Source organism: Arcobacter iocasae (genome assembly GCF_042214795.1).
GTDB lineage: Bacteria > Campylobacterota > Campylobacteria > Campylobacterales > Arcobacteraceae > Arcobacter > Arcobacter iocasae.
The window spans coordinates 1,002,032-1,026,735 of the sequence record NZ_CP090177.1 but is presented as its reverse complement, the minus strand read 5'-3'; the positions used below and the strand labels follow the sequence as shown (position 1 = coordinate 1,026,735).

The 24,704-nt window shown below is 28.1% G+C and carries 28 protein-coding genes and 2 pseudogenes; 20 read left to right on the top strand and 10 right to left on the bottom strand.

Annotated elements, in window-relative coordinates; all coding sequences use genetic code 11:
* Position 1: 1 nt before the first annotated feature.
* The 9 genes and pseudogenes from LXN10_RS05225 (at position 2) to LXN10_RS05185 (ending at position 7,191) form a co-directional block, all read left to right on the top strand.
* Positions 2 to 496: a MotE family protein gene (locus LXN10_RS05225; protein WP_375724834.1), complete on the top strand. Its 495-nt coding sequence runs from the start codon at positions 2 to 4 to the stop codon at positions 494 to 496.
* Positions 496 to 1,029: a flagellar basal body-associated FliL family protein gene (locus LXN10_RS05220; RefSeq protein ID WP_375724833.1), complete on the top strand. Its 534-nt coding sequence runs from the start codon at positions 496 to 498 to the stop codon at positions 1,027 to 1,029. Before LXN10_RS05225 ends, LXN10_RS05220 begins: the two co-directional genes overlap by 1 nt.
* A gap of 5 nt (positions 1,030 to 1,034) precedes the next feature.
* Entirely contained in the window at positions 1,035 to 1,454 is a 420-nt protein-coding gene (locus LXN10_RS05215) for a hypothetical protein (RefSeq protein WP_375724832.1), read from the top strand.
* Positions 1,444 to 2,157: a flagellar basal body L-ring protein FlgH gene (locus LXN10_RS05210; RefSeq protein WP_375724831.1), complete on the top strand. Its 714-nt coding sequence runs from the start codon at positions 1,444 to 1,446 to the stop codon at positions 2,155 to 2,157. The genes LXN10_RS05215 and LXN10_RS05210 overlap by 11 nt, the downstream gene beginning before the upstream one ends.
* 63 nt (positions 2,158 to 2,220) lie before the next feature.
* Positions 2,221 to 2,910: pseudogene (locus LXN10_RS05205) on the top strand (FlgK family flagellar hook-associated protein); the annotation flags it as partial.
* Between the two features lie 1,932 nt (positions 2,911 to 4,842).
* Positions 4,843 to 4,962, top strand: a pseudogene (locus tag LXN10_RS05200) (flagellar basal body rod C-terminal domain-containing protein); the annotation flags it as partial.
* A gap of 10 nt (positions 4,963 to 4,972) precedes the next feature.
* A complete protein-coding gene (gene fliD / locus LXN10_RS05195) occupies positions 4,973 to 6,538 on the top strand; it encodes a flagellar filament capping protein FliD (RefSeq protein ID WP_375724830.1) in 1,566 nt (521 codons plus the stop codon).
* Positions 6,539 to 6,589: 51 nt separating this feature from the next.
* The gene (fliS, locus tag LXN10_RS05190; protein WP_013136664.1) at positions 6,590 to 6,946 is read left to right on the top strand and encodes a flagellar export chaperone FliS; all 357 of its coding nucleotides are present in this window, start codon (positions 6,590 to 6,592) and stop codon (positions 6,944 to 6,946) included.
* On the top strand, positions 6,922 to 7,191 hold the full coding sequence (locus LXN10_RS05185) for a hypothetical protein (protein WP_375724829.1): 270 nt from the start codon (positions 6,922 to 6,924) through the stop codon (positions 7,189 to 7,191). The genes fliS and LXN10_RS05185 overlap by 25 nt, the downstream gene beginning before the upstream one ends.
* Here LXN10_RS05185 and tilS read toward each other — a convergent pair.
* A complete protein-coding gene (tilS, locus tag LXN10_RS05180; RefSeq protein ID WP_375724828.1) occupies positions 7,180 to 8,154 on the bottom strand; it encodes a tRNA lysidine(34) synthetase TilS in 975 nt (324 codons plus the stop codon). The genes LXN10_RS05185 and tilS overlap by 12 nt on opposite strands.
* Positions 8,154 to 9,494, bottom strand: coding sequence for a 30S ribosomal protein S12 methylthiotransferase RimO (rimO, locus tag LXN10_RS05175; protein WP_375724827.1), 1,341 nt, complete (start codon positions 9,492 to 9,494; stop codon positions 8,154 to 8,156). The genes tilS and rimO overlap by 1 nt, the downstream gene beginning before the upstream one ends.
* A 169-nt stretch (positions 9,495 to 9,663) precedes the next feature.
* On the opposite strand from rimO, the gene LXN10_RS05170 reads away from it, so the two are divergent.
* A complete protein-coding gene (locus LXN10_RS05170) occupies positions 9,664 to 9,846 on the top strand; it encodes a YgaP family membrane protein (protein WP_129099492.1) in 183 nt (60 codons plus the stop codon).
* 14 nt (positions 9,847 to 9,860) lie between these two features.
* Here the strand turns inward: LXN10_RS05170 and panC are convergent, their stop codons facing one another.
* The 4 genes from panC to LXN10_RS05150 all read right to left on the bottom strand — a co-directional run bounded on the left by panC (position 9,861) and on the right by LXN10_RS05150 (position 13,747).
* Positions 9,861 to 10,685, bottom strand: a complete 825-nt coding sequence (gene panC / locus LXN10_RS05165) for a pantoate--beta-alanine ligase (protein ID WP_375724826.1) — start codon at positions 10,683 to 10,685, stop codon at positions 9,861 to 9,863.
* Between the two features lie 22 nt (positions 10,686 to 10,707).
* Positions 10,708 to 11,667 (bottom strand): ABC transporter permease, encoded by a 960-nt coding sequence (locus tag LXN10_RS05160; protein ID WP_375724825.1) that lies wholly within the window; start codon positions 11,665 to 11,667, stop codon positions 10,708 to 10,710.
* A 114-nt stretch (positions 11,668 to 11,781) separates the two neighbouring features.
* On the bottom strand, positions 11,782 to 13,098 hold the full coding sequence (locus tag LXN10_RS05155) for a sensor histidine kinase (RefSeq protein WP_375724824.1): 1,317 nt from the start codon (positions 13,096 to 13,098) through the stop codon (positions 11,782 to 11,784).
* Complete coding sequence (locus tag LXN10_RS05150; RefSeq protein WP_375724823.1) at positions 13,091 to 13,747, bottom strand: response regulator transcription factor; 657 nt, start codon at positions 13,745 to 13,747, stop codon at positions 13,091 to 13,093. Before LXN10_RS05150 ends, LXN10_RS05155 begins: the two co-directional genes overlap by 8 nt.
* A gap of 148 nt (positions 13,748 to 13,895) precedes the next feature.
* On the opposite strand from LXN10_RS05150, the gene LXN10_RS05145 reads away from it, so the two are divergent.
* The 5 genes from LXN10_RS05145 (at position 13,896) to lpoB (ending at position 17,526) form a co-directional block, all read left to right on the top strand.
* Entirely contained in the window at positions 13,896 to 14,663 is a 768-nt protein-coding gene (locus tag LXN10_RS05145; RefSeq protein ID WP_375724822.1) for a COG4705 family protein, read from the top strand.
* A gap of 99 nt (positions 14,664 to 14,762) precedes the next feature.
* Positions 14,763 to 15,113 (top strand): holo-ACP synthase, encoded by a 351-nt coding sequence (acpS, locus tag LXN10_RS05140; RefSeq protein ID WP_375724821.1) that lies wholly within the window; start codon positions 14,763 to 14,765, stop codon positions 15,111 to 15,113.
* Positions 15,114 to 15,115: 2 nt separating this feature from the next.
* Positions 15,116 to 16,453 (top strand): COG3014 family protein, encoded by a 1,338-nt coding sequence (locus LXN10_RS05135; protein ID WP_375724820.1) that lies wholly within the window; start codon positions 15,116 to 15,118, stop codon positions 16,451 to 16,453.
* Positions 16,454 to 16,462: 9 nt separating this feature from the next.
* Positions 16,463 to 16,906 carry a YcfL family protein gene (locus tag LXN10_RS05130; RefSeq protein ID WP_375724819.1) on the top strand — a complete coding sequence of 148 codons (444 nt, stop codon included), beginning with the start codon at positions 16,463 to 16,465 and terminating at the stop codon, positions 16,904 to 16,906.
* Positions 16,907 to 16,914: 8 nt separating this feature from the next.
* A complete protein-coding gene (gene lpoB / locus LXN10_RS05125) occupies positions 16,915 to 17,526 on the top strand; it encodes a penicillin-binding protein activator LpoB (RefSeq protein ID WP_375724818.1) in 612 nt (203 codons plus the stop codon).
* A gap of 32 nt (positions 17,527 to 17,558) precedes the next feature.
* On the opposite strand, the gene ruvX is transcribed toward lpoB, so the two are convergent.
* Complete coding sequence (gene ruvX / locus LXN10_RS05120; RefSeq protein WP_375724817.1) at positions 17,559 to 17,939, bottom strand: Holliday junction resolvase RuvX; 381 nt, start codon at positions 17,937 to 17,939, stop codon at positions 17,559 to 17,561.
* A 109-nt stretch (positions 17,940 to 18,048) separates the two neighbouring features.
* On the opposite strand from ruvX, the gene serB reads away from it, so the two are divergent.
* The 5 genes from serB to LXN10_RS05095 all read left to right on the top strand — a co-directional run bounded on the left by serB (position 18,049) and on the right by LXN10_RS05095 (position 22,643).
* Complete coding sequence (serB, locus tag LXN10_RS05115) at positions 18,049 to 18,669, top strand: phosphoserine phosphatase SerB (RefSeq protein WP_375724816.1); 621 nt, start codon at positions 18,049 to 18,051, stop codon at positions 18,667 to 18,669.
* A gap of 119 nt (positions 18,670 to 18,788) precedes the next feature.
* Entirely contained in the window at positions 18,789 to 19,781 is a 993-nt protein-coding gene (locus LXN10_RS05110) for a transaldolase (protein ID WP_375724815.1), read from the top strand.
* A gap of 28 nt (positions 19,782 to 19,809) precedes the next feature.
* Entirely contained in the window at positions 19,810 to 21,162 is a 1,353-nt protein-coding gene (locus tag LXN10_RS05105; protein WP_375724814.1) for a class II 3-deoxy-7-phosphoheptulonate synthase, read from the top strand.
* A 19-nt stretch (positions 21,163 to 21,181) separates the two neighbouring features.
* A complete protein-coding gene (locus tag LXN10_RS05100; RefSeq protein ID WP_375724813.1) occupies positions 21,182 to 22,210 on the top strand; it encodes a hypothetical protein in 1,029 nt (342 codons plus the stop codon).
* A 94-nt stretch (positions 22,211 to 22,304) separates the two neighbouring features.
* Positions 22,305 to 22,643 carry a hypothetical protein gene (locus LXN10_RS05095; protein ID WP_129099504.1) on the top strand — a complete coding sequence of 113 codons (339 nt, stop codon included), beginning with the start codon at positions 22,305 to 22,307 and terminating at the stop codon, positions 22,641 to 22,643.
* A gap of 18 nt (positions 22,644 to 22,661) precedes the next feature.
* On the opposite strand, the gene LXN10_RS05090 is transcribed toward LXN10_RS05095, so the two are convergent.
* The 3 genes from LXN10_RS05090 to tgt all read right to left on the bottom strand — a co-directional run bounded on the left by LXN10_RS05090 (position 22,662) and on the right by tgt (position 24,627).
* Positions 22,662 to 23,003 (bottom strand): arsenate reductase family protein, encoded by a 342-nt coding sequence (locus tag LXN10_RS05090; RefSeq protein WP_375724812.1) that lies wholly within the window; start codon positions 23,001 to 23,003, stop codon positions 22,662 to 22,664.
* 10 nt (positions 23,004 to 23,013) lie between these two features.
* Positions 23,014 to 23,304: an Asp-tRNA(Asn)/Glu-tRNA(Gln) amidotransferase subunit GatC gene (gene gatC, locus LXN10_RS05085; RefSeq protein WP_375724811.1), complete on the bottom strand. Its 291-nt coding sequence runs from the start codon at positions 23,302 to 23,304 to the stop codon at positions 23,014 to 23,016.
* A gap of 192 nt (positions 23,305 to 23,496) precedes the next feature.
* Entirely contained in the window at positions 23,497 to 24,627 is a 1,131-nt protein-coding gene (gene tgt, locus LXN10_RS05080; protein WP_375724810.1) for a tRNA guanosine(34) transglycosylase Tgt, read from the bottom strand.
* Positions 24,628 to 24,704: the final 77 nt, after the last annotated feature.

The following is a 24,704-nucleotide window of genomic DNA, read 5'->3' as shown; positions in this document are numbered from 1 at the left end:
ATTGAATAAATTTTTAATAATAGTTTTAATTTTAGGAACACATTTATTTGCAGAAGATACAGCTGGAAGTTTTATAAAAGAGAAAAAAGAGATTATAGAATTAAAAAAAGAGTTAAATCAGTTTTATACAACAAAAGAAGCTGAATATAAAACTAGAAAGCAAGAATTAGACGCTTTATTGGCTAAAATAAAAACTGAAAAGAAAAATATTCAAGACATATACGATAGAAATCAAGTGCTTTTAAAAGATATTAAAGGTGAAGTTGTTACAAAAACTTCAAAAATATATAATGCTATGAAACCAAAAAATGCAGCCGAAATATTTAATAAATTGATAGATGATGGAAAAATTGAAGATGTTTTTGATATAATCTTGAAATTAAAAGAAGCAAAAGTCACTCAAATTATGAAATCAATGACTGTAAAAAATGCTTCGAAGATTACTGAAAAGCTTCAAAACTATTCAGTGATTGATGAAAGTAAGAAAGGGAAATAATGGCTGAAGAAGTTGTAGAAGAAAAACCAAAGAGTAGTGGTGGAAAAGGTTTAATGATAGTGCTTATAGCACTAATTGTTGTTTTGTTATTAGCTGTTATTGGAGGTGGATATTTCTTATATTCACAAGGTGTATTTAGTCCTCAAGAAGAAAAAGCTATGCAAGAGATGGCTAAAAAAGAAGAGAGTAATTCAAAAGAGATGTATAAAGCTGCTATTAATGATTTAGTATTGAATATTACTAATGCAAAAGGTAGAGAAAAACTTATGAAACTATCTTTTACCCTAAAAAGTAATGATCCTGCAATAGAATCAATAGTAGAGTCATATAAAGCAGAAATAGTTGATGTTGTTATCTCTCAAATTAGTGCTAGAAGTTCAGAAGAGCTTTTAACAGTAGGTGGGAAAGCCTTATTAAAAGATGAATTAGTTGATGAAATTAATAAAGTCTTAAATGATGCAACAGCAACAAATTCTGAAATTCAAAAGAATAGTATTAAAGAAGTTTTATTTACAACTTTCGTTATTAAGTAATAAAAATGATAGTAACAGTAAAGAATAGTGGACCTAAAAATTATGTAATGAAAATAATTTCAGTAGTTGCATTAGTTGCTATGTTTACTGCTTATTATTTTCATATGAGTGATGAATTTTCTTCAGATAAAGGTAAAACAAACTCTAAACAAACTATAGAAGATATGAAAAAAGAAGACTCAAAAGAGGTTGAAAGATTAATATATAAAGAAGTCGAAACTGCAGTTGAATTAGTCGGTCAAGAACATATTCAAGATGTTAAAATAGTAAAAAATAAAATACTATTAGTTTGTGATACAGATACAAATTTGGATGCTTTAAAGGTAAGGTATGGCACTTTAGCTTTGATTAAAAATGATTTAAACAATATTAAAATTGTTATAGATATAAAATATATAATTGAGAGTAAATATAATGAGAAGTAAATATTTTTTAATTTTAGCATGTGCATTTTTTTTTAACTCTTGTGCTTCAACTGAACCTGAATTAAAATTTGACAAACCACCTGCTCAAGTACTTAAGCCAAAACCTCAAGTTACATATAATAAAGGTTCTTTATATTCACGAAAAGGACCTTCTTTATTCGCTGATAAAAAAGACTTACAAGTTGGAGACATAATTCAAGTAGTTATTGATGAATCTTTAACTTCAAATACAAGTAATAAAAGAGAACTTACAAATACTAGTGCTGAAGCAATGGGTGGAGGTTTAGTAACTCCGGCTACTGGAAATAATGTTCCTTTGAATTCTACTGTTCAATCTGTTGCAAATAAAATCAATAGTTTTGGTGGAGTACAATTTAATTCAAATAGTAATAGTTCTTTTAAAGGAAAAGTAAAAGCAAATGCTGATGAATCTTTTTCTACGACACTTTCTGTTATAATAGAGGAAACATATCAGAATGGGAACTATTATATAAAAGGTTCCAAAGAGATGTTAATAGATGAACAGAAGCAAGAGATAATAATTTCGGGGGTCATTAGGCCTTATGATATAAGTCCAGACAACTCTATTAAATCATCTCAAGTTGCAAATTTAAAAGTTTTGTATAAAAAAGATGGTGAAGAACAAGATGTTATGCATCAACCATGGGGTACAAAACTCCTAAAAATGCTTTGGCCCTTCTGATTTAATCTAATTTTAAGAATTGTAATGCAATAATTAGGGATATTATCCCAAAGGAAGGTACAAATGTTAGATGCGTTAAATGTAGCCCAATCAGGTTTACGAGCAGCACAAATAGCTGTTGAAAATACAATGAATAACCTTGCTAATGTAAATACTGAGGGATATAAAAAAAGAGTTGTAGAGACAAGTGAGTTAAGCCAAAGTGATAATAGACAGTGGGGAAGGGGTGTATCAGTTGATAATACATCTAGAATTACTAGTGAATATTTGTATGATAATATTATAAAGCAAAATAGTAAAGATAATTATCAATCAGAAATGTCTTTGATGTTGGGAAATATTGAAGCAGTATTTAAAGAGACTGATACAGCTGGATTATCAACAGACTTAGATAAGTATTACCAAACAATTGAGAGTATAAGAGCAAATCCTAATAATGAAGTTTATAAAAACCAATTACAAATTACTGGACAAAAAGTAATTGATGACTTAAATAATCTTTATGATGGAATAGAAGAACAAGAAGCTACTTTTCAAAAATCTTTAACTGAAGATGTTGGTCAAATAAACTCAAAACTTGAACAAATTCAAAGAATTAATATAAAAATAAAAGAGCAAGGCTTTGCTTCTAATGATTTACTTGATAAAAGAGATTTATTAGAAAAAGAAATATCTACATATGCTAATATAACTGTTGATAGAGATAAAGATTTTTATGAATTAAAAATTGGTAATCAAACAGTTGTTTCAAATACTACAATATCAAAACTAGAAGTTGGTGAAGATAAAACTGCACAAATTGATAGATATGTTACACAAGAGGGAAGTAAAAGTAATATTTTAAGTCCTACAGATACTTTTGATGAAGAAGATGTAATTACTTTTGAATTAGATAATGAAAATTCAGTTAGTGTTGAGTATGGTGAAACTATGGTTTTTGATCTTAATGGTGATGGAGTTGATGAGACTGTAAAAGTTGATAAAGACAACTATGTAAGAGCACTAGTTCATAAAATTAATACATCTTCTTTTGCAGATAAAGTAAAAGCATTTAATGGCACATATGATGTTGATAAAAATGGAAATAAATCTACTATTGATAGTCAAGATAAGTTTTTATTAGTTGAATCAAAAACTCCAGGAATTGAAGGGAAGTTTGACAGTAGAGTTACTTTTACAGAAGAACCATACTCTATAAATCAAGGTACAGTTACAGTTAGTCCGGTAATTAATAATAGTTCAGTTTCAATTGAAAGTAAATTTGCTCAAGATGGTTTAAGTTTAACTCACACAGTAAATTTAGGGGCAACTACGACTGCCCCTGAAGATTTTGATCTTGATTTATCTAGTAGTCCATCAACATCAGGAGCGGTACCAACTTTTGTTCCACCAAGTGTTACCTATAATGCTACTACTAAAAAACTTTCAGTTCCTTCAGGCATTGATTCTTTTACGATAACTCTTAATTCAGCTGAAGGCGAAACATCAACTCCTGAAGAAGCATCTGCTTTATTTGGAGTTAACCAAAAGTATACTTTATCTTTAACAGAAACAAATGGTTCAGATACTAGTAATATTACTTCTGTACTTAATGTTGTAAATGACGGCAAAGATATAACGCAAAATTTTGAAGTTTCAACAGAAAATACAAATTCAAACCCATTAGTTAGTGCAATTCCTACTGTTAATCCAGCTACAGGTGCTACACAAGCTAGTGGAACAACACAAGTTAGTTCTATAAAAAGTTTAAGTGCAGTTGATGGAAGTAGTATTAAACATACTGTTGAATTAAAAAATACAACAACAACAGCACAAGTAATGAAAGTCTCTTTTAGTGATGATACAGGTAGTTATTTTGACTTGTCACCTAAATTTACACCTGATTCGATAACTTATGATGCACAAACAGGAGAAATAACTATTCCTCCGGGAGTTAAGAGTTTTAGCTTTACTACAGATACAAATGAATTGGCGCCTGTTAATACGAATCAAACATATAGCTTTTCGATAACAGATAATGCAGCACCTAGTGGTTCAACACCTGTTACTATGACATCAACTATGGTTATAAACAATAAAGAAGGTGTTGTTTCAAACTCTATTTATAAGAATGAACAAAGAAGTGATTCGGCAAATTCTGCTGTAAATATAACTTCAAAAGGTGATCCAATATCTTTTTCAAGTGGTAAACTAAAAGCTATAGTAGAAAACTTAACTACAGATTCTGGAAAAAATAAATTTCAAGAATACAAAAATGCATTAGATGCTTTTGCTAAAACTTTCGTTGATCTGACTTCTAGTTATATCAAAAATGATGATGGAACATATATAAGCGGTGAAATTGCAACTGATAATAATATTAAAGTTGCAGATGATATAAACTTATTTAGTGGTTCTAGTGTTAGAACAATGACTTTTCATTCACAAGTTGTTGGAACTTTAGAACAAAAAGATTATGATTATTTAGCAGGTCATCAATGGAAAGAGGATATTTCATTTTTAGGTTATGGTCAAGATAGTTCAAATGATAAAGTAGCAAGTGATACTGAAACTATGTCATTTACTGAATATTTGCAAAATCTTAGAACAAATATATCAAGGGACAAAGAGAGTAGTGATTTTACAGTTGAGACTCAAAAGGCAGTTACTGAATCAATGAAAAACTCATATGATTTAATAACAAAAGTTGATAACGATGAAGAGATGATTAATTTGATTAAATTTCAATCAGCATATACGGCAAATGCAAAAATGATAACAACTGTTGATGAAATGTTACAAACTCTTCTTGGAATCAAAAGATAAGGAGTAAATTATGGCTGAAGGTGTATTAGGATTAGGAGCAGGACAAGCCTCTTCTTTAAATCAAGAGTTAATTGATAAGTTAAAAGCAGCAGAGAGAAAAGCTACAGTTGAACCTATTGAAACAAGCCAAAAAGATTTGGATGAAGAAGGTGTAAAAGTTGCAAATATTAAATTGCAAGTTCAAGATGTACTTGATGCAATTAAACCATTTGACTTATTTGCAGCAGGTGGTGTAAATGCATTTAATCAAAAATCAGCTACAACTACAGGTGATTCCGTAGTATTTGATGCTGTTGATGCAGGGAATTTAAATACAGGGACAACAAATGTAAGTGTAAGTCAAATTGCCCAAAGAGATGTTTATCAAACTTCAACATTTAGTGATAAGGATGCAATAATTTCAACTACATCAGGTTCTATGATAACAATAAATGGAGTTGAATATTCAACTTTTAATAAAACATATCAAGAAGTAGCTGATAAGATTAATTTAAGTTCAAAATTAAATGCTTCAATAGAAGCAGTAGGAACAAATTCTTATAGAATGGTTATCAAAAGTGAAGATTCAGGTATTGATAATGCTTTAAGTATAACTCAAACGGGTTCTGATTTAGGAATTAATGATTTTACTTCAAGTTCAACAATTGCTTCAGGAACAGTCCCAGCTTCTAATTTATCATTAACTTTAAATGGAACAACTTTTACTACGAATGGAAGTGAAACAAATAGTCAATTTATTTCAAGAATTAATGATAATGCTTCATTTGATGCATCAATTGATGCCAATGGTAAAGTGATAATTAAAAAAAGTGATGGGAGTGCGCTTGAAGTCACAAATGATGATTTAGGTTTAAATTTAACTAATAATAATCATACTTTAACTGCACAAAATATGAAAGCAAAAATTGATGGAGTTGATTATGATGTTTCTTCAAATGTTGTTACCGTTGATGGAGGATTGAAAATCTCTGCTTCTAAACTTGGAGACTCATCTATTTCTATAGAAAAAGACAAAACACAAATTGCAACATTATTTAAAGATTTTATTGATAAATTTAATACTTTATCAAAATCAATTGATGATGAACTTTATTCAGGTGATTCAAAAATACAAGATAGATCAGCATTAAGGGATATACAGTCTCAAATAAAAAACATGATGTTTGGTAATTATGGGACAAACGATGATTTAAATCTATTTAACTATGGATTAGAAGTTGATAAAAGTGGTAATTATTCATTAAATGAAAGTGACTTTAATACAGCAGTTAGTGATGATTTTGAAAATTTAAAAGATTTATTTGTTGGAAAAGCTGAAAAAGAAGGATTTGGTACACAATTAAAAACTATAGTTGACGCTATGGATGGTACTGGTGGTGTTATAACTACATATGAAAATAATATGACATCAAGAAAGACAGAACTTGAGGAACAGTTGACAAAAGAGACAGAGAGTTTAAATTCAAAGTATTCTCAGCTTGCAAATCAGTTTTCAGCGTATGGGGTAATTATAAACCAATTTAACTCGCAATTTTCTAGTTTGCAAATGATGATTGATCAAAGTTCTTCTAAGTAATTTAAGTTTGAATATACTATACTCCTATGTATAAAAAAATGGAGATGATTTGTGGGAATAGAGGTTTATAATCAACAAAATGCAGTTAGTAATGATCCTTATGTTTTAATACTAAAGCTTTATGAGGGATTATTGAGATATCTATCTTTTGCAGAAGAAGCAATGGAAAATGGAGATGTTGAAGAAAAATTTATTTATATTAACAAATCTATCGCAATTTTTGATGAACTAAGAAATATATTAGATTTTGATGGGGGAGATATCGCTCATTACTTAGATGGTTTATATCTTTATCAAATAGAGACACTTTTTACATCAGGTATTAATGATAATGTAAATTTAATACACCAAGTTAAAAAAGTAACTCAAGGTCTAATTGAAGCATGGAAAGACGAGACTGGTCTTTAGAAGCACTAAAGAGATTGACTTATGTTGATTCTTTAGATGAGGAGCAAAGGGCTGAGGGCTTAAAGTCTTGGACTGAAACTTATTTAACTACTACAAATATTACTGATTTTGAATTATCACATGAAGAACTTTTAAACTTAAGAGAATTATTATTTAAAAATGCTAATTTTTTATTTACTCATAGAGAAAATATTTTAGAAGAGATGAAAAATATAACTACAATGAAAAAATTCCTAAAAAAATAAATCTTTTGGTTCAATACTTTTTTCAAAAAGATATGCTCTAATATTTTTTGGAACTTTAAGTACTCTACAAACTTCTTTAAACTTTTTATCCATTGTATTTTTAGTTTTTGGGCAGATATAAATATACTCCGTTGAAATAGAAATATTTATTTTGTCAGATATTGTTATTTCACTTTGCTTAATTATTTCATTTCTTTGTGCAGATGATAAAAGTATTCCTCTTTTTTTTAAAGACTTATCTACTATTTTAATATTTAGATTGTCATCTTTTTGCTTTTCAAAGATTTCTAAAGATTCTTTCTCATATATGGGATTAAAATTTACATTTAAAGATTGAATATCATTGCTTAAATATTTGAAACTATTTTTAATACCGTTTTTGTACTCTTTTATCAACTCATTTACAAAATTTTTTCTAAAATAGTTTCTTTTATATTTTTCATCATAATTTGATTCATCAATAAAATATTTATGATTATTCCCTTGTAAAAATATTTCAAGTTCTTCCTTTGACAGTTCAAGAAGAGGTCTATAAATAGTATAGTTATCTTTTTTTGTTTTTTCTTCTAATCCAATTAGTTCAACTAATCCAGCTCCTTTGCTTAGCTGCATCATAAACCACTCTAATTTGTCATTTAGTTGATGTGCTGTGAGTAAAGTATCATAATTATATTCTTTGATTATTTCATCAAAAAAACTATATCTAATATCTCTTGCTTCTTTTTCGAAGTTAGAAGTGTTATTTAAAACTACTTCTTTAAAAAAACACTTTTTATTATATTCTTTTGCTAACTCTTTTGCATAAGTAACTTCATCTTTTGATTGTTCTCTGATATTATAATTTACAATTGCAATATCAAAAGGAATATTTTGTTCTAGTAATAAAAAAAATAGTGCAGAAGAATCAATACCACCTGAAAATGCTAAAAGATTTTTTGTGGTATTGATATTAAATTTAATCATTAAATCTCTTTAATTGCTGTTCCAAGTAGTTTATCACCTGCTAATTCACTTATTTTTACTTGGTATGTTTTACCAACAGTTAGTTCTTTCCCTGTTTCATTGTCATTGATGTAAATCTCTCCATCAATATCTGGTGCCCAAATAGTTTTTCTAGCACTAAGTAAATATTCATGTTCATCACTTTCTCCATCAATATATACATTTACAGTTTGCCCAATCTCTTTTTCTAAAGACTCTAAAGTTTTTCTTTGAATTATTTCACCTAAAATTTCAGCTCTTTTATCAATAGTTTCTTGGTCTAATTTTCCATCAAGTTTGTATGCACTAGTTCCATCTTCATCAGAATATGAAAATACATTTGCTCTATCAAAACCATACTCTTCTACATAAGAACATAACTCTTCAAAGTCTTCTTGTGTTTCACCTGGATGACCTGCAATAAAAGTAGTTCTTACAAATGAATTAGGAGTGCTTCTCATGGCACTCATAAGTTCCTTAAGCTTTTCTACTCCTTTACCTCTTTTCATGATTTTAAGCACCTTAGAGCTTATGTGTTGCAATGGCATATCAAAATAGTTTTCAAATACTTTTGATTCTTCTATTTTTTTGATAAGAGATAGAGTTGTTGTAGATGGATAAAGGTATAAAATTCTTGCAGTTTTGATTCCTTCTATTTTTTCTACTTCATTAACAAGTCTTTCCAATCCATCATTAATATTTAAATCTCTTAAAAAAGATGAACTATCTTGTGACACAAATGAGAAGTCGCAAAAACCTTGTGACACAAGATTTTTTACCTCTTTAATAAGTGACTCTAAAGTTCTAGAGTGAAGTTTTCCTTTAAATGAAGGAATAGCACAGAACGAACAAACTTGATTACATCCTTCAGACAGTTTGATATAAGCATGGTAATTTGAACCAGTGATAACTCTATCATTTGTCTCATTTAATAAAAATACTTCATCTGTAAAACCACTTCTTTTTTCATTTACAAGTGTGTCGATTTTGTCATAATCTCCAACTCCAGTAAAAATATCAATTTCTGGTAACTCTTTTTGCAACTCTTCTTTATATCTTTCACTTAAACATCCAGCCATAACTAAAACTGAATCTTTTTTTCTTAGCCCATGTAAGTCAAGAATTGTGTTTATACTCTCTTCTTTTGCACTATCTATAAAACCACATGTGTTTACGATAATTACATCAGAAGTTTCGGCATCATTTGATATTTTATAATCTTTTAGTTTACCAAGCATGATTTCAGAATCAATTAAATTTTTAGTACAGCCAAGGCTTACTAAGTGTAGTGATTTCTGAGGATTTTGTGTTGAAAATTTCATATATAACCTATTAGTTTTTTTGGAATTTTAGCATAATAGTTTGAATTTATCAAAAATAGCAAAAAATAAAATATTTTATTATAATATTTTATTATAATTATATTTGACAATTTTATATTTAATATGTATAATTACTCATAAGAAAAACTTATTTTATAAGGAATGTAAAATGAATAAATTTGATAAAATAAAACTTTTTTGTAGAAAATTTAGAATTGCTATAGGTATTATTTTGATATTAGTGGGATTTTATACAGGGATTGCTTGGTTTTATTTAGGAATATTACCTTTATTAGCAGGACTTACTAATTTTTGTCCTTTATGCATAATAAGCAAAAAATGTACGATATAAACTCTTAAAAGAGTTTATATCCACATATTATCGATAAGTCTTGTATTGCCAACTTTACAAGCAATAAGTATGATTGTATTTTTTACTTCTATTGTTTGAATCTCTTCAAAATTTCTATTTACAATTGCTACATATTCTACATCTAGATTTGACATTATTTCTTTCATTTTTGTTTTTATAGTTTTAGCATCTCTTTCACCTTTAGTAACGGCAATAATTGTCATATTTAAAGATTTTGAAATAGCTAAGGCTTCTTTTCTCTCTTCAATTGATAAATATATATTTCTTGAACTCATTGCAAGTCCATCTGCTTCTCTTATAATGTCACATTCAACTATGTTTATAGGTAAAAAAAGATTTTTAACCATTTGAGAGATTAAAGAGAGTTGTTGGGCATCTTTTTTCCCAAAGTATGCATTTGAAGGTTGAACTAAATTAAATAGTTTTAAAACTACTTGTAATACACCATCAAAGTGTCCAGGTCTTTTTTCGCCTTCTAAAATAAAGCCAGTGATTTTTGGAGCTTTTATTGAAATCTCATCATTGCTTTGATACATAGAATTAACATCTGGCATAAATAAATAATCAACTTTACAAAGTTCACAGATTCTTTTATCTGCTGCATCTTTTTTAGGATATTTATCTAAGTCTTCATTTGGTAAAAATTGTGTTGGATTTAGAAAAATTGAAACTATTACAATGTCATTATTTACTCTTGCATTTTTGATTAATGAAATATGTCCTTCATGTAAAGCGCCCATAGTTGGAACAAAACCAATTGTTCCATTTAACTCTTTTCTAATAGCTTGTAATTCTTCTATAGTATTAATTATTTTCAATAAATTTCCTTTAATGACTTTTTTATTTTGTATCAAAATTTGGATTGAGTTTTAGTAAAACTAAATCAGCCAACATATTTCCAAGAAGGGTTAAAAATGCTCCAATAATTAGTATTCCCATAATCACTGGATAATCATGAGCTAAGGCACTATGAAAAAATAGTAAGCCCATTCCATCTATTGAAAATATTGTTTCAAGTATAACAGAACCACCAATAATCCCTGGAAGTGATAATCCAAGTATTGTAATAACAGGGGGATATAAATTTGGTAAAATATAGTATCTCAAAATTTGTTTTTTATTTAGTCCTCTAGCTTTTGCAAAAAAGATGTAATCACTTTTTAGTATTTCAATTGTAAGTGATCTTATATATAAAGTCAAACTTCCAATTCCACCAAAAACAATTATAAATATTGGTAAAACCAAATGCTTTGCAAAATCTAAATAATAAGTAAAACTTCCATCATCTTTTACACTATGCAATCCAGATATAGGCAAAACCTCAAAGTTAACTGCAAAAACTAAAACTCCAAGTAGTGCCAAATAAAATGAAGGCATAGAGAAACTTAAAAGTGAAAGTTGACCAGTAAATTTATCAAAAAAAGTTGATTTATTTAGAGCTGATTTAATACCTAAATAAAGTGATATTATAAATATAAAAACCATTGAGATGATATTTAGGGCAAGGGTTATTGGGATTCTATTTAGAATCTCATTTTTAACCATTTCTCCTGAGCTAAAAGAGATACCAAAATCAAGATGAAGTATTGCAAAAATCCAAGAAAAATATTGCACATAAAGTGGTTTATCTAAGCCATAAATAGCTTTTAAATGTTTGATTGACTCTTCTGTAATATTTGGATTTAGATCTCCACTTGCAAAAAATGAGTTAGGTGCTAGATGTATGGCTAAAAAAGATATTAGGCTAATAATAAAAAGCATAATGATAAGATATAATAGTTTTCTAAAAAACAATTGCATAACTTTTCTATATATCCTTTTTAATTTAAGCTTGTTTGATGAAATCATAGCCAAATTATTGTTAGATTTTGGTATTTAGAAATAAGCTACTCTCTTAAATTTTAAAATAAGTTTTTAAAATATAACAGTGATTTTTGTACCTTCATTTAATGTAGATTCTATTTTAAATTTTGCATTGTGAAGATCAATACTATTTTTTACAATAGATAGTCCAAGTCCGAAACCTTTTATTTTTTTATTTCTAGATTCATCAACTCTATAAAATCTATTAACTACATTAGAAAGTTCTTCTTTAGGTATCCCAATTCCTTCATCAATTATATTAAAATAAATGTGTTCATTTAATGCTTCCAATGAAATAAAAATATTTTTATTCTCATTTGTATATTTTATTGCATTATCAATTAGATTTGAAAAAATAGTTTTTATTAATTGTAAATTACCTATGATTGTTAAATCTTCCAGTTTTTTAATATTAATAGTAATATTCTTTTCATCAATATTTTTTTTGTACATCAATAATGTATTCAATAATATGTTTTTTAAATAACACTCTTCAAATGTTTTTTCAATATTCTCTTTTGAATATTTTGTTAATAATAATAAATTTTCAACGATTTTTTCGATTTGTTTAGCTTCATAATTAAGAGTGCTCAATGTTCTAATATAATACTCGGGTTCTCTTTGTTTTCGCAAGGTTAAATCAATTTCTCCTCTTATTACAGTTAAGGGTGTTTTTAACTCATGGGAAACATCACTATTAAATCTATCTAAATTTTCAACCCCATTTTGTAATCTAATTATCATGTGATTAAAAGTACTTATAAGTTTTTTGATTTCATCATCTTTAGAGGGGATAGAAATTGTAGTTGAGAAATTATTGATTGAAAGCTCTTCTGATACTTTAGTAAGTTCTTTTATAGGTATTAATATTTTATCTATCATTTTACTTGCTAAAAAAATTAATGCAAATAATAATAATGGTTCGATTACCAGCATTGTATCTGTAACATCTTCAACTTTATCATCAATATCTTCTTTTGAAATAACAATTTTTGTATCATCAGAAAGATTTATAAAATAAAAAGCCTGTAGATTTTCTCCATTATCAACAATTAAAAATGATTTTTTTGTATTAAGATATTGTTTTAAACTTTTTGTATTAAAATAATTTGTTTTTTTTATAACTTGCATATTTTTAATAATTGCAATACTTGAATCTAGGTTTTTATTTTTTTGGATGGTTTTGTCAAAATTTGTAATATTTATATTGTCTTTAAAATAAATTGCTTCTTCATATAATTTTGCTTCAATACTAGAATAAACACTTTTTTCAAAAAAATAGTTAAAAGCAATACTAAATATTATAAGTAATAAAAATGTAATGCTTCCAAACCAAAATAATATTCTTGTCTTTAAACTTTTAAACATCAAGTTTATACCCTAATCCTCTAAAATTTTTGATAATATCTTTACCAATTTTCTTTTTTAAATTATACATAGTTACTTGAATAACATTACTATTGATAAATTCATTTTCATTCCAGAGTTGTTCTTCTATCATACTATTTGAAATCATTGAGTTTTTATTTTTTATTAAAAAAAGAAATAAATCATACTCTTTTGATGTTAATTGTAGTGGAATAGTATCTTTCGCCACTATTTTTTTATCTATGTCAATAGTAATATTTGATATTTCTATTATATTAATTCCTTTAGATACTCCTCTTCTATATAAGGCTTCTATTCTAGCAAGTAATTCTTCATAATCGAAAGGTTTTGCAAGATAATCATCTGCACCACTTTTTAATCCTTTTACTTTATCGATAATTTCAGATTTTGCAGTTAACATTAGTACCGGTGTTGTTATTGATTTTTTTCTAATATTTTCTAGTATTGTTAAGCCGTTTTTATTAGGTAGCATCCAATCTAAGATTATAATGTCATAATTATTTTCTGTTGCTAGATATTCACCATCTTCTCCATCTATAGCACTTTGAATAACATGACCTTCTTCGTTTAATCCTCTTTCTAACAATGACAATATATTTTCATCATCTTCTATAATTAAAATTTTCATAATTTATTTTTACCTTATTACTTACATAACCATTATAACAATAGTTTTATTATTTTGAAATTCTAGGTTTAATAAATGAAATGAAAATTAATTTTTATTTCATTTTCAAATAGAATAATTCTAATAATTAAAATTTGAGGAGTTATATATGATAGAAAAAAACTTTACATTAAATAGAGTAGCAGGGTTAACACTATTTTTTTGGATTGTTAAAATATTATCTACAACTGTTGGTGAAACAGCAGCTGATTTTGTTGCAGTAGATATGAATTTGGGCTTAGCAGGAACAACAATACTTATGGGAGTAATTACTTTAGGAGCTATACTTTGGAATTTTAGTTTAAAAAAATATTTTGCACCAGCTTATTGGTTTTTAATTGTAATGATGAGTATAGAAGGAACTTTGATAACTGATATTCTTGTTGATAATTTTAATGTTAGTTTAATAACTTTAGACATTGTATTTACAATTGCGATGATTTTAGGATTTTTATTATGGTACAAAAAAGAAGGTACTTTATCAATTCATAAAATTACAAATAATAAAAGAGAAGTTTTTTATTGGTTAATTGTTTTAATTACATTTGCACTAGGGACAGGGGTTGGAGATACAGTTTCTGAGCATTTGAACTTTGGATATTTAAATTCATTAATGTTATTTGGTGGTATCTTTTTAATTGCAGGTGGATTATTTTATGCAAAAATATTAAATGGTGTTATGGCATTTTGGATAGCATTTATAGTAACTCGTCCAATAGGTGCATCTTTAGGTGATTTATTTATTCAAACTCCAGCAGACGGTGGTATGGGAATTCCTGCAGGAAATATAAATATTGCATTTTTTTCTATTATTTTAATTGTTGTAACATATTTAACAATTAGTAAAATTGATGTAACAAATGTAGAGAGTAAATAATGGGAATTTGTATTTAGTTAGTAGAGTACTAATCATTGTTATATTCTATTAAAATGATTAGGTATAATATCATTTAAAAATAATTCACATAGGCTAAAAATGATTGGTATAGATGTAGTAAGTATAAAAAGAATTGAAAATATGTATGAAAAGTTTGGAAATAAAGCTTATCAAAAATATTTAAATGACGATGAAATAAAACTTATAAAAAAAGTAGAAACAGCAGCCGGATTTTGGGCTGCAAAAGAGGCTGCAAGTAAAGCTCTTGCTTGTGGGATAGGAGAGGAGTGCGGTTTCCATGATATTATTATTTCAAAAACAGCTAAAAATGCTCCTCTTATAACTTTTTCACAAAAAGTTATAGATAACTTTTCAATAAAAAATGCTCATCTCTCTATTACTCATGATACTGGTTTTGCAATAGCTGTTGTTGCTTTAGAGAAAAACTAGTTATGATTAATAAAAGGGGACTTATAAAAATCTTATTAAATAGTATATTTGTATTCTCTTTTTATGGGTGTGCTGTTATAAGTGGATATGAAGACTCTCTGAATAGTTTTGATTCTAACTTAGAATCAAAAAATTGTGACTATACACAAATAGAAGAAAAAATAAAAGATGATGATGATCCAATACTTTGGGGTATACAAGGTGGATCATTGGCTAGAAATTGTTTTGCTTATAAAAAAAGTAACGGGTTTTTTGATGAAGCAGAAGAGAAGTATAAACAAACAGTAGATAAAGACTCAATTTTAAATAATACTTTAGAGAGTTCAAAAAGTATTTTAATAAATAACAATGCAAATGAGTATGAGGGAAACACTTATGAGAAAGTGATGGTAAATACTTATAAAGCTTTAAATTACGCAAGTTTACATGATAATGTAAATGCAAGGATAGAGTTTAATAGAGCTTTGGATAGACAAAGAAGAGCAAAAGATTATTTTAAAAGTGAGATACAAAAAAAAGAGGCGAATTTTGAAAAAGAGAATAAAGAAGCCGAAAATACTGTATATAAACAATATGATGGTTTGTTAAATGATTTTAAAGCATATCCCGATTTTATAAATCCTTTTACAACTTATATGGCTGGAGTTTACTTTTTATTAGAGGGTGATTCTGTAAAAGCAAGAGATTTATTAAAAGAATCAATGGAGATGCAACCTTCAAATGGACAAATCAAAAGCGATTATGAATTGAGTAATAAATATCTTGCTTCTTCTTTGAAAAATTCAAAAGAAAAATATGCTTGGATTATTTATGAAAATGGTCAAGGAATGATAAAAGATGAGATAAGAATTGATATTCCACTATTTATTTTTACAAGAAATGTCATATATACAGGTATTGCTTTACCCAAAATTGTTGAAAGAAGTAGTTCATATGCTTATTTAGATATTAATGGAAAAGATACAACAGAAGTTTGTAATATGGATAATGTAATAAAAACAGAATTTAAAAAAAGATTCCCAGCTATTTTAAGTGAAGCAATAGCAAATACAATTGCAAAAACAATTACACAAAAACAACTCAATGATTCAAGCCCTTTAGCTGGGTTTTTAGGGTTTTTATATCAAAATTTGACAAACAAAACTGATGTGAGGTCTTGGAGTGCTTTACCTAAAAACTTTCAAAGTTTAAGGGTAAAACTTGATGGCAAACCAATTGAAATTAAAAATAATGAAGGTAAAATTATAAAAGAAGTTTTTATTCCTAATGATAAAAATGCATTAATTTATGTAAAATCACAATCAATAGGAAATAATATAATTCACAAGATTTTATTTTAAAGGAGATTTATGAAAAAGATATATTTAATTATTACAATAATAAGTGTTATGCTTTTTAGTGGGTGTGCACAAAAAGAAGTAAAAGTTGAGCCTAAAATAAGTGATGACTCACACATAGTAATAGATAAAGCTTTGGATAGCTGGTTAAAGCTTGAAAAACTAAACTATTTTCAAAAAAGTGATGGCTTTTGGGTTGTACAAGCTAGATTTAAAAATACAACTTATATGAATAGAAATGTAGCTTATAAGATAGATTGGATAGATAAAAATGGTTTTATTGTAAAAACAATATTATCTAAATGGAAAAAGGCAACAGTTGAAGAGAATAGGGATTTTACGATTAATGGAGTATCCCCTTCAAATCAAATCAAAGATTTTGTAATAAGAGTACAAGATACAAGTAGAGATGATGAACAAAGAAAAGATAGTAGTCATTATGAATATCAAAACTAAGGAATAAAATGAAAAATAAAAAATTAATAATTTCAACTCTATTTATGGGAACAATTTTTTTTGCAGGTTGTACACATAAACCTGAGTATTTACCAGAAAATTCTCCAAAATCTTCAGTTGTAACAATGGGAATTGATAGACAAGATTTTGAAAAAGCAGCTAGTGATATGGCTAAATCATTGTTATCAAGTGGGGCTTTAGATAAAAGAGGTGGTGGAAAAAATGTTGTTATGATGAGTGATATAATAAATGATACTACTCAAAGATTTGATGTGAAATTCTTAACTAAAAAAATGAGAATATTGATATTAAATTCAGGAAAAGCAATAATCACATCAGCTGTTGGAACACAAAGGGATGATTTAGCACAAGATAGTAGAAAACTAAGAGATAATGATGAGTTCAAAAAAAGCACTACGATTCAAAAAAATACACTTTACGCTCCGAGTTTATCACTTTCAGGAAGCATCTTACAAAGAACAGCAAAAGCAAATAAAGATGACCAAATAGTTGAATACTATTTTCAATTATCTTTAACAGATATAAAAACTGGACTTGTTACTTGGGAAGATGAGGTAGTTATAGGAAAAATTGGCTCAAATGATACTGTGACTTGGTAAAAATAGTTTAATTATAGGGCTTCTCCCTATAATTAATTTTTTGCTAAATATCTCTCAAGTATTATTTTAGCAGCAAGGGAGTCAACTCTCCCATCTCTTTTATATTTTATATCACCTTTCATTAGCTCTTCTGCTTCTATTGAGCTCATATTTTCTTCTTGAAAAGCAATCTCACCTTCAAATTTTAGAAGATTTACGAAGTGTTTTACTCTTTTTTGCATATCATCACTGGAACTAGGAAATCCTACAATTAATTTATCTATTTCCCACTCTTTTAAAAAGCTATCAACATCATTTGAAGCTTGGTTCCTATTCTTTCTTAAGATGGCTGTTTGTGGGGTAACTAAACTCTTAGTTAGGCTTAGCGCTAGGCCAATTCTTTTTAATCCAATATCAATAGCTGCTAATTTCAATCTTTGTCCTTATATCTTTTTTGAAACCATAAAGTAATCATTTTAGTATAATTTTGGTAATATATGTCTTTTTTAAAATAAGAACAATGATATAAAAATAGGGAAAATGATGAAATTAGCTGTATTTGATTTTGATTCAACTTTGATGGATGGAGAAACTATTGATTTTCTAGCAAAACCTTTAGGTCTGGAAGAGAAAGTTGCAAAAATCACAGAAGAAGCCATGGCTGGAAGATTGGACTTTTTTGAATCACTCATTGAAAGAGTGGCTTTATTAAAAGGCTTAGAAAACTCTTTGGCAGTGGATATTTGTAAAAACCTACCACTTATGCCAGGAGCAATGGAAACAGTTGCAAAACTAAAAGAGAAGGGATACAAAGTTGTATGTTTTTCAGGTGGTTTTAGAATAGGAACAACTCCTGCTAAAGAGAAGCTTGGACTTGATGCAGACTTTTCAAACATCTTACACCACAAAAATGGAATATTAACAGGACTTGTAGGTGGAGATATGATGTTTGGCTTTTCTAAAGGTGATATGATTCAAAGAGTTCAAGCTATGCTAGGAGTTTCTAAAGAGAATACACTAGTAGCAGGTGATGGAGCAAATGATGTTTCTATGTTTGCATATGCAGATAAGAGAGTTGCTTTTTGTGCAAAAGATATTTTGAAAAAAGAGGCAAATATCATTGTTGATACAAAAGATTTAACACAAATCTTAGAGCATATTTAAATAATAGCGTCTTTGGACGCTCTTTAGGATTTATTTCTTTAGATGAAATTTATTTTCATTTTTAAAAGAAATAATAAAATGAAGGTCCCTTTTAATAGGGACTATTAAAAGGAGTTAAAATGAGTTTAAAAGAAGATATAAATTTTTCGTTATGGTGTGATTTTATTGAAAGAGATTTTTTAGAAAATCAGTTTCAAGACTTGGTAAAAGATGAAGTTATTCAAGGTGCTACATCAAATCCTGCTATTTTTGCATCATCAATTTCAAACTCTGTTGCATACAAACAACAACTAGGAATTTTGCAAGTAAATACAGCTAAGACTATTTATGAAGAAGTAGCTATGACTGATATTAAAAGAGCAGCTGAAATATTAGAGCCTATGAATAGAATTGATAGTGATGATGGATTTATTTCACTAGAAGTTGACCCAACACTTAGTGATGATGCTGAGGGTACAATTGAAGAGGGAATTAGACTGTATAAAACAATTGCATATGATAATGTAATGATAAAAGTTCCTGCCACAAAAGCTGGATACAAAGCTATGGAAGAGTTGTCTTCACAAGGTATAAATGTAAATGCAACACTAATCTTTTCACCAGAGCAAGCTATTAGCTGTGCAAATGCTTTAAATAGAGGTATGGAAAAATCAATAACAGAATCAAAAGCTGTTATTTCTATTTTTGTATCTAGATTTGATAGATTGTGTGATAATGAATTTGGAGCAAAAGGCATCGAAAAAGCGAAATTAGGTATTATAAATGCTGTAAAATGTTACCATGAAATAAACAAATTTCATAATGATAATATTAGAACGCTTTTTGCTAGTACTGGGGTAAAAGGTGATGAATTACCATCAACTTATTATGTGGATAATTTACTTTATCCAAATAGTGTAAATACTGCTCCTTTGGCTACTATTGAAGATTATGTACAAAGTGGTAGCACAGAACCTAGCAAAATAATCACTGAAGATGAGTGTGATGAGTTTTTCAAAATGCTTACAAAACATGGTATTGATACAAATGAGATTTATGAGACATTATTAAGTGATGGATTAGAAGCATTTAAAGTATCATTTGAAGAACTTTTATCAAAATTAAAAGTATAATAATTAAAATATAGAAAAGGCAAAGAGTATGAATAACTGGAACCCAAGTACTTGGAGAGACTTTCCAATAAAGCAACAACCAACTTATAATGATTTAGAAAAACTTGCTAAAGTTGAAAAAGAGTTAGGTTCATATCCTCCACTAATTTTTGCAGGGGAAGCTAGAAACTTAAAAAGCAAATTAGCTGATGTTGTAGCAGGAAAAGCTTTTTTACTTCAAGGTGGAGATTGTGCTGAATCATTTGATGCCTTCAATGCAAATAACATCAAAGATTTATTTAAAGTGATGATGCAAATGGCTATTGTTTTGACTTTTTCAGGTGGTTGTCCAGTTGTAAAAGTAGGAAGAATAGCAGGACAATTTGCAAAGCCAAGAAGTGATGACTTTGAAAATATTGACGGACTTGCTCTTCCTTCATATAGAGGTGATATTGTAAACTCTGTTAAATTTGATGAAAAATCAAGATTGCCAAAACCTAAAAAACTTTTAAAAGCATATAACCAAAGTGCAGCTACACTAAATCTTTTAAGAGCATTTTCAAGAGGTGGAATGGCAGACTTACATCAAGTACATGAGTGGAATTTAGGTTTTATTAAAGATCACACTTTAGGTGTAAAATATGATGATTTAGCAAATAAGATTTCTGAAACTTTAGCTTTCATGAATGCTTGTGGAATTACATCAGAAAATACACAACAATTAAATCAAACTACGCTTTATACTTCACATGAAGCACTTTTATTAAATTATGAAGAAGCACTTACAAGAAGAGATTCATTAACTGGTGATTGGTATGATTGTTCTGCTCATATGTTATGGATAGGAGATAGAACAAGAGAATTAGATGGGGCACATTTAGAGTACTTTAGAGGTATCAAAAATCCAATAGGATGTAAAGTAGGACCTTCAATGAAAGAGGATGAATTAATAAAATTAATTGATGCTTTAAATCCTGAAAATGAAGCTGGAAGATTAAATCTTATTGTTAGAATGGGTGCCCAAAAGATAGGTGATATCTATCCAAACTTACTAAAAAGAGTAAAAGCTGAGGGTAAAAATGTATTATGGTCAAGTGATCCTATGCATGGCAATACAATAAAAACTGATAATGGATACAAAACAAGAGATTTTGAATCTATTTTAAATGAAGTTAAACAATTCTTTCAAATCCATAGTGCCGAAGGTACAGTTGCAGGTGGAATTCACCTTGAAATGACAGGACAAAATGTAACTGAATGTACAGGAAGTACAAGTTCTGCTATTACTCAAGAGGGACTTGCAAGTAGATATCATACACAATGTGATCCAAGATTAAATGCTGACCAAGCCTTAGAGTTATCATTTATGATTGCTGAGACTTTAAAGGAAGCTAGAAGATAAAACTTCAAAAGGGAAGAATATGTACAAAGAGATTATAAAAAGAACTTTAGACCTGCTTTTTGAGAAAAAGTATATTTTAATGAGAGCTTTGTTTATACCTTTCCTTATATTATGTGTTATTGAGTATTTTAGTACGCATATAATGATAAGTAAAAGTATTTTTTATGTTTTAACTGCACTATCTTTTTTAGTGACAATTGTTATGTCTATAAATGTGCATAGAATATTATTGCTCAAAGAAGAAGAGACACCTAAATGGGGTGTTTATAAATTTGGTCAAAGGGAAATAAGTTTTATCTTAAAAGGTATTGGCTTAGGTTTACTTATGGCTTTGGTGTTTTTCTTAATATATTTTATTTCTCTATTTATTGGTAAGTTCATTCAAGGTTTCTTTGGCTCTAATGCCGCATATTTTTACAATATATTAGTTGTTGTAGTTCTTGTAGGTTTTATAGGAATGATTACTTCAAGAATATCTTTAATTTTCCCTTCTATTGCTATTGATAAACCCTTAGATTTTGGCGATGCTCTTGCTTTATCAAAAAACTACAAATTATTAGTGTTTATGATGGTGATTTTTTTTCCTATTGTTTTTGCCTTAGTTGTTAATTTTGTTTATGGATTAGCAATTAAGTTTCTTATGGCTTTAATTTCTCCTGATTTAAGTATTTTATACTCATTATTAAATATTTTTATCACAGTATTCTCTATTGGTTTTTTATCTGTAACTTATGAATATATAATTTCCAAACAACCTATTATTGAAACCCAAGAAAAGTTAAATGAGATAGAATTTATTGACAATGAAAATAGTTTTAAAATGATTATTGATGATAGATATGATACCACTTATGAAAAATTAAAAGAGGACTTATTAAAGCAATATAAACCCTTAGGTTTTGATGAAATTGTAGTTGATAAAGATACCTCTTTTATGCTAAAAAATGTAGATAATCAAGAATCATATATCTTAGTAACTCATATGAATAATGAGTTTATTGTGGAAACCTTTAATGTAAAAGATAAACCAATTTTGAGTATAGATTAGTTTAAAATCCACCTAACTGAAAGTAAACAAGTACTTTTAAAATTTTCATTCCTTTAAGTTTTAATCCATTAGAATTAAAAGAAAGGGGTACATTATGGAACTATGGGGTATAACATTAGATTTTAAAGATATGAAAACTTGTGGATTATTACCTGACTTATGCTTACACTGGGATATTAAATATGATGAACTCGGTGATAATGAGGAACTCTTAGAATATTGGCAAAAACACATAGATAATATTTTTAAACAAACAAAAAATGTTGTTTATGTAAATAATGATAAGGGTAGGTCTTTAATATATTCAGCAGATTATGTGGCTATTGATATAATTTCAAAAGAGTTTAAAGATTTGAAACTAGAAAAAGTAATGTATGATGATATTATCTCTTGTGAGACTTGTATAGGGCATGATTATTTAGCTTCTTCTTAAACCTTTGTATAAAAAGACTTAAAGAAAAGTCTTTTTATACATCTCTTCATCAAAAGCAACAACAAGTTTATCATGAAACTCTATTACAGGTCTTTTGAAAAGCATTGGTTCTTTACATAACCATTCATATTTACCATTTTCATCTAAATTTAGCTCTTTTAATTGAAGAGTTTTATATTTTGTGCCTTTTGAATTAAAAAGTATATTTATATCTGATTTTTGGGTCCAAGATTTTACCTTTTGGGCACTTGGAGTATCTTTTTTAAAATCGAAAAAATCTACTTCTATGTTGTTCTCTTTGAAAAATCTTAGTGCTTTTTGTACACTTCCGCAGGTTTTTATTCCATAAACAGTTATCATCAAAAAAGCCTTATTCAATTATCTTTGGAACTATAAAATATCCATTTTCACTTTTTGGCGCATGTGAAAGTATGTGTTTTGACATATCTAAATCTTGGTTAGCAATATCTTCTCTAAGTGGTGTTCCACCTTCAACTGTTGAAAATGTTGCATCGATATGGCTTACATCAATTTCATTTAAATTTTCAACGAAATTAATAATATCACCTAATTCATTTTTTAGTGATTCTCTTTTACTCTCATCAATTTCTAAACTAGAAAGTTTTGCTAATTTATCAATTGTAGTATCATCAATAGTCATTTCTTTTCCTTTAAAAGGTGCCCTTTTAAAGGGACCTGAAATATTTGTCTACTTTTTAACAAGATTTATAAAAATCCTTAAAAGTAGTTTTGTGCTTGCATTCTCTTTGAGAAAATTCTAAGGAGAGCAACGAGTTGCTCTTTTAATTTTTTGGATTATATCTAAAAAGAGTTTTGTCTGGGGTTAAGACACTTAAATCTCAACGCCTCTTTTTTTATAAAATTCTTTTTTAAACTCTAGCCAATTATCAGCTAAAATAGCTTCTCTAGCTTCTCTCATAAGAGTCAAGTAGTAGTGGATATTATGCATTGTTGCAAGTCTATAGTATGTTATTTCACCTGCTCTAAAAAGATGGTTTAAGTATGCTTTTGAAAAGTTTTTACATGTGTAACATTCACAAGCTGGATCTATTGGTTCAGGATCTTCTTTAAATCTTGCATTTTTAATTGCTATTTTTCCATAAGTTGTAAAAATTGAGCCATTTCTTGCATTTCTTGTTGGCATTACACAGTCAAACATATCAACACCACGCTCAATATTTTCTATTAAGTCTTCAGGTGTTCCAACACCCATTAGGTATCTAGGTTTATCTTGGGGCATAAAATCAGTTGTCCACTCAACTGTTTCATACATATCAGCATTTGGTTCCCCAACACTTAATCCTCCAATTGCAAATCCATCAAAGTCAGTCAAAGAACATAATTGTTCGGCACTTAATTTTCTAAATTCTTTATCTGTTCCACCTTGAATAATTGCAAAGATATTTTGATTTAAACCTATACCTTTTTCTTGTTGGCTTTTATGATAAGTAATTGCTTTTTTTGCCCAATGTGTAGTTCTTTCAATCGATTTTTTGATTCTCTCTTTTGTATTTGGAAGGGCTACTAAATCATCTAATATCATCATGATATCGCTTCCAAGTTCATATTGAGTATCAAGTACACTTTCAGGTGTAAAGTAGTGTTTGCTACCATCAAGGTGTGATTTAAACATAATTCCATCTTCATCAGGTTTTGAATTATCACTCAATGAAAATGCCTGAAAGCCACCTGAGTCTGTTAAAAAAGAGTTTGGGAATTTTGAAAAGCCATGAAGACCTCCAAATTTTTTGATTATCTTACTTCCAGGTCGTAAATATAAGTGATAGGTATTTCCTAGAATAATTTTTGCACCAAGACTTAGCATGTCATTTGCATCTAAAGCTTTTACAGTAGCTTGCGTACCAACTGGCATAAATACTGGTGTTTGTATTGTACTGTGAGCTGTTTTAATTGTACAAGCTCTTGTTTTGTGAAAAGATTTTCCATCTATGTTAAATTGCATTAATAAATTTCCTTTAAAAATTGGGATTATATCATTTAAATTTATATTAATAAATTAAAAGCAATTTTATAAAACAC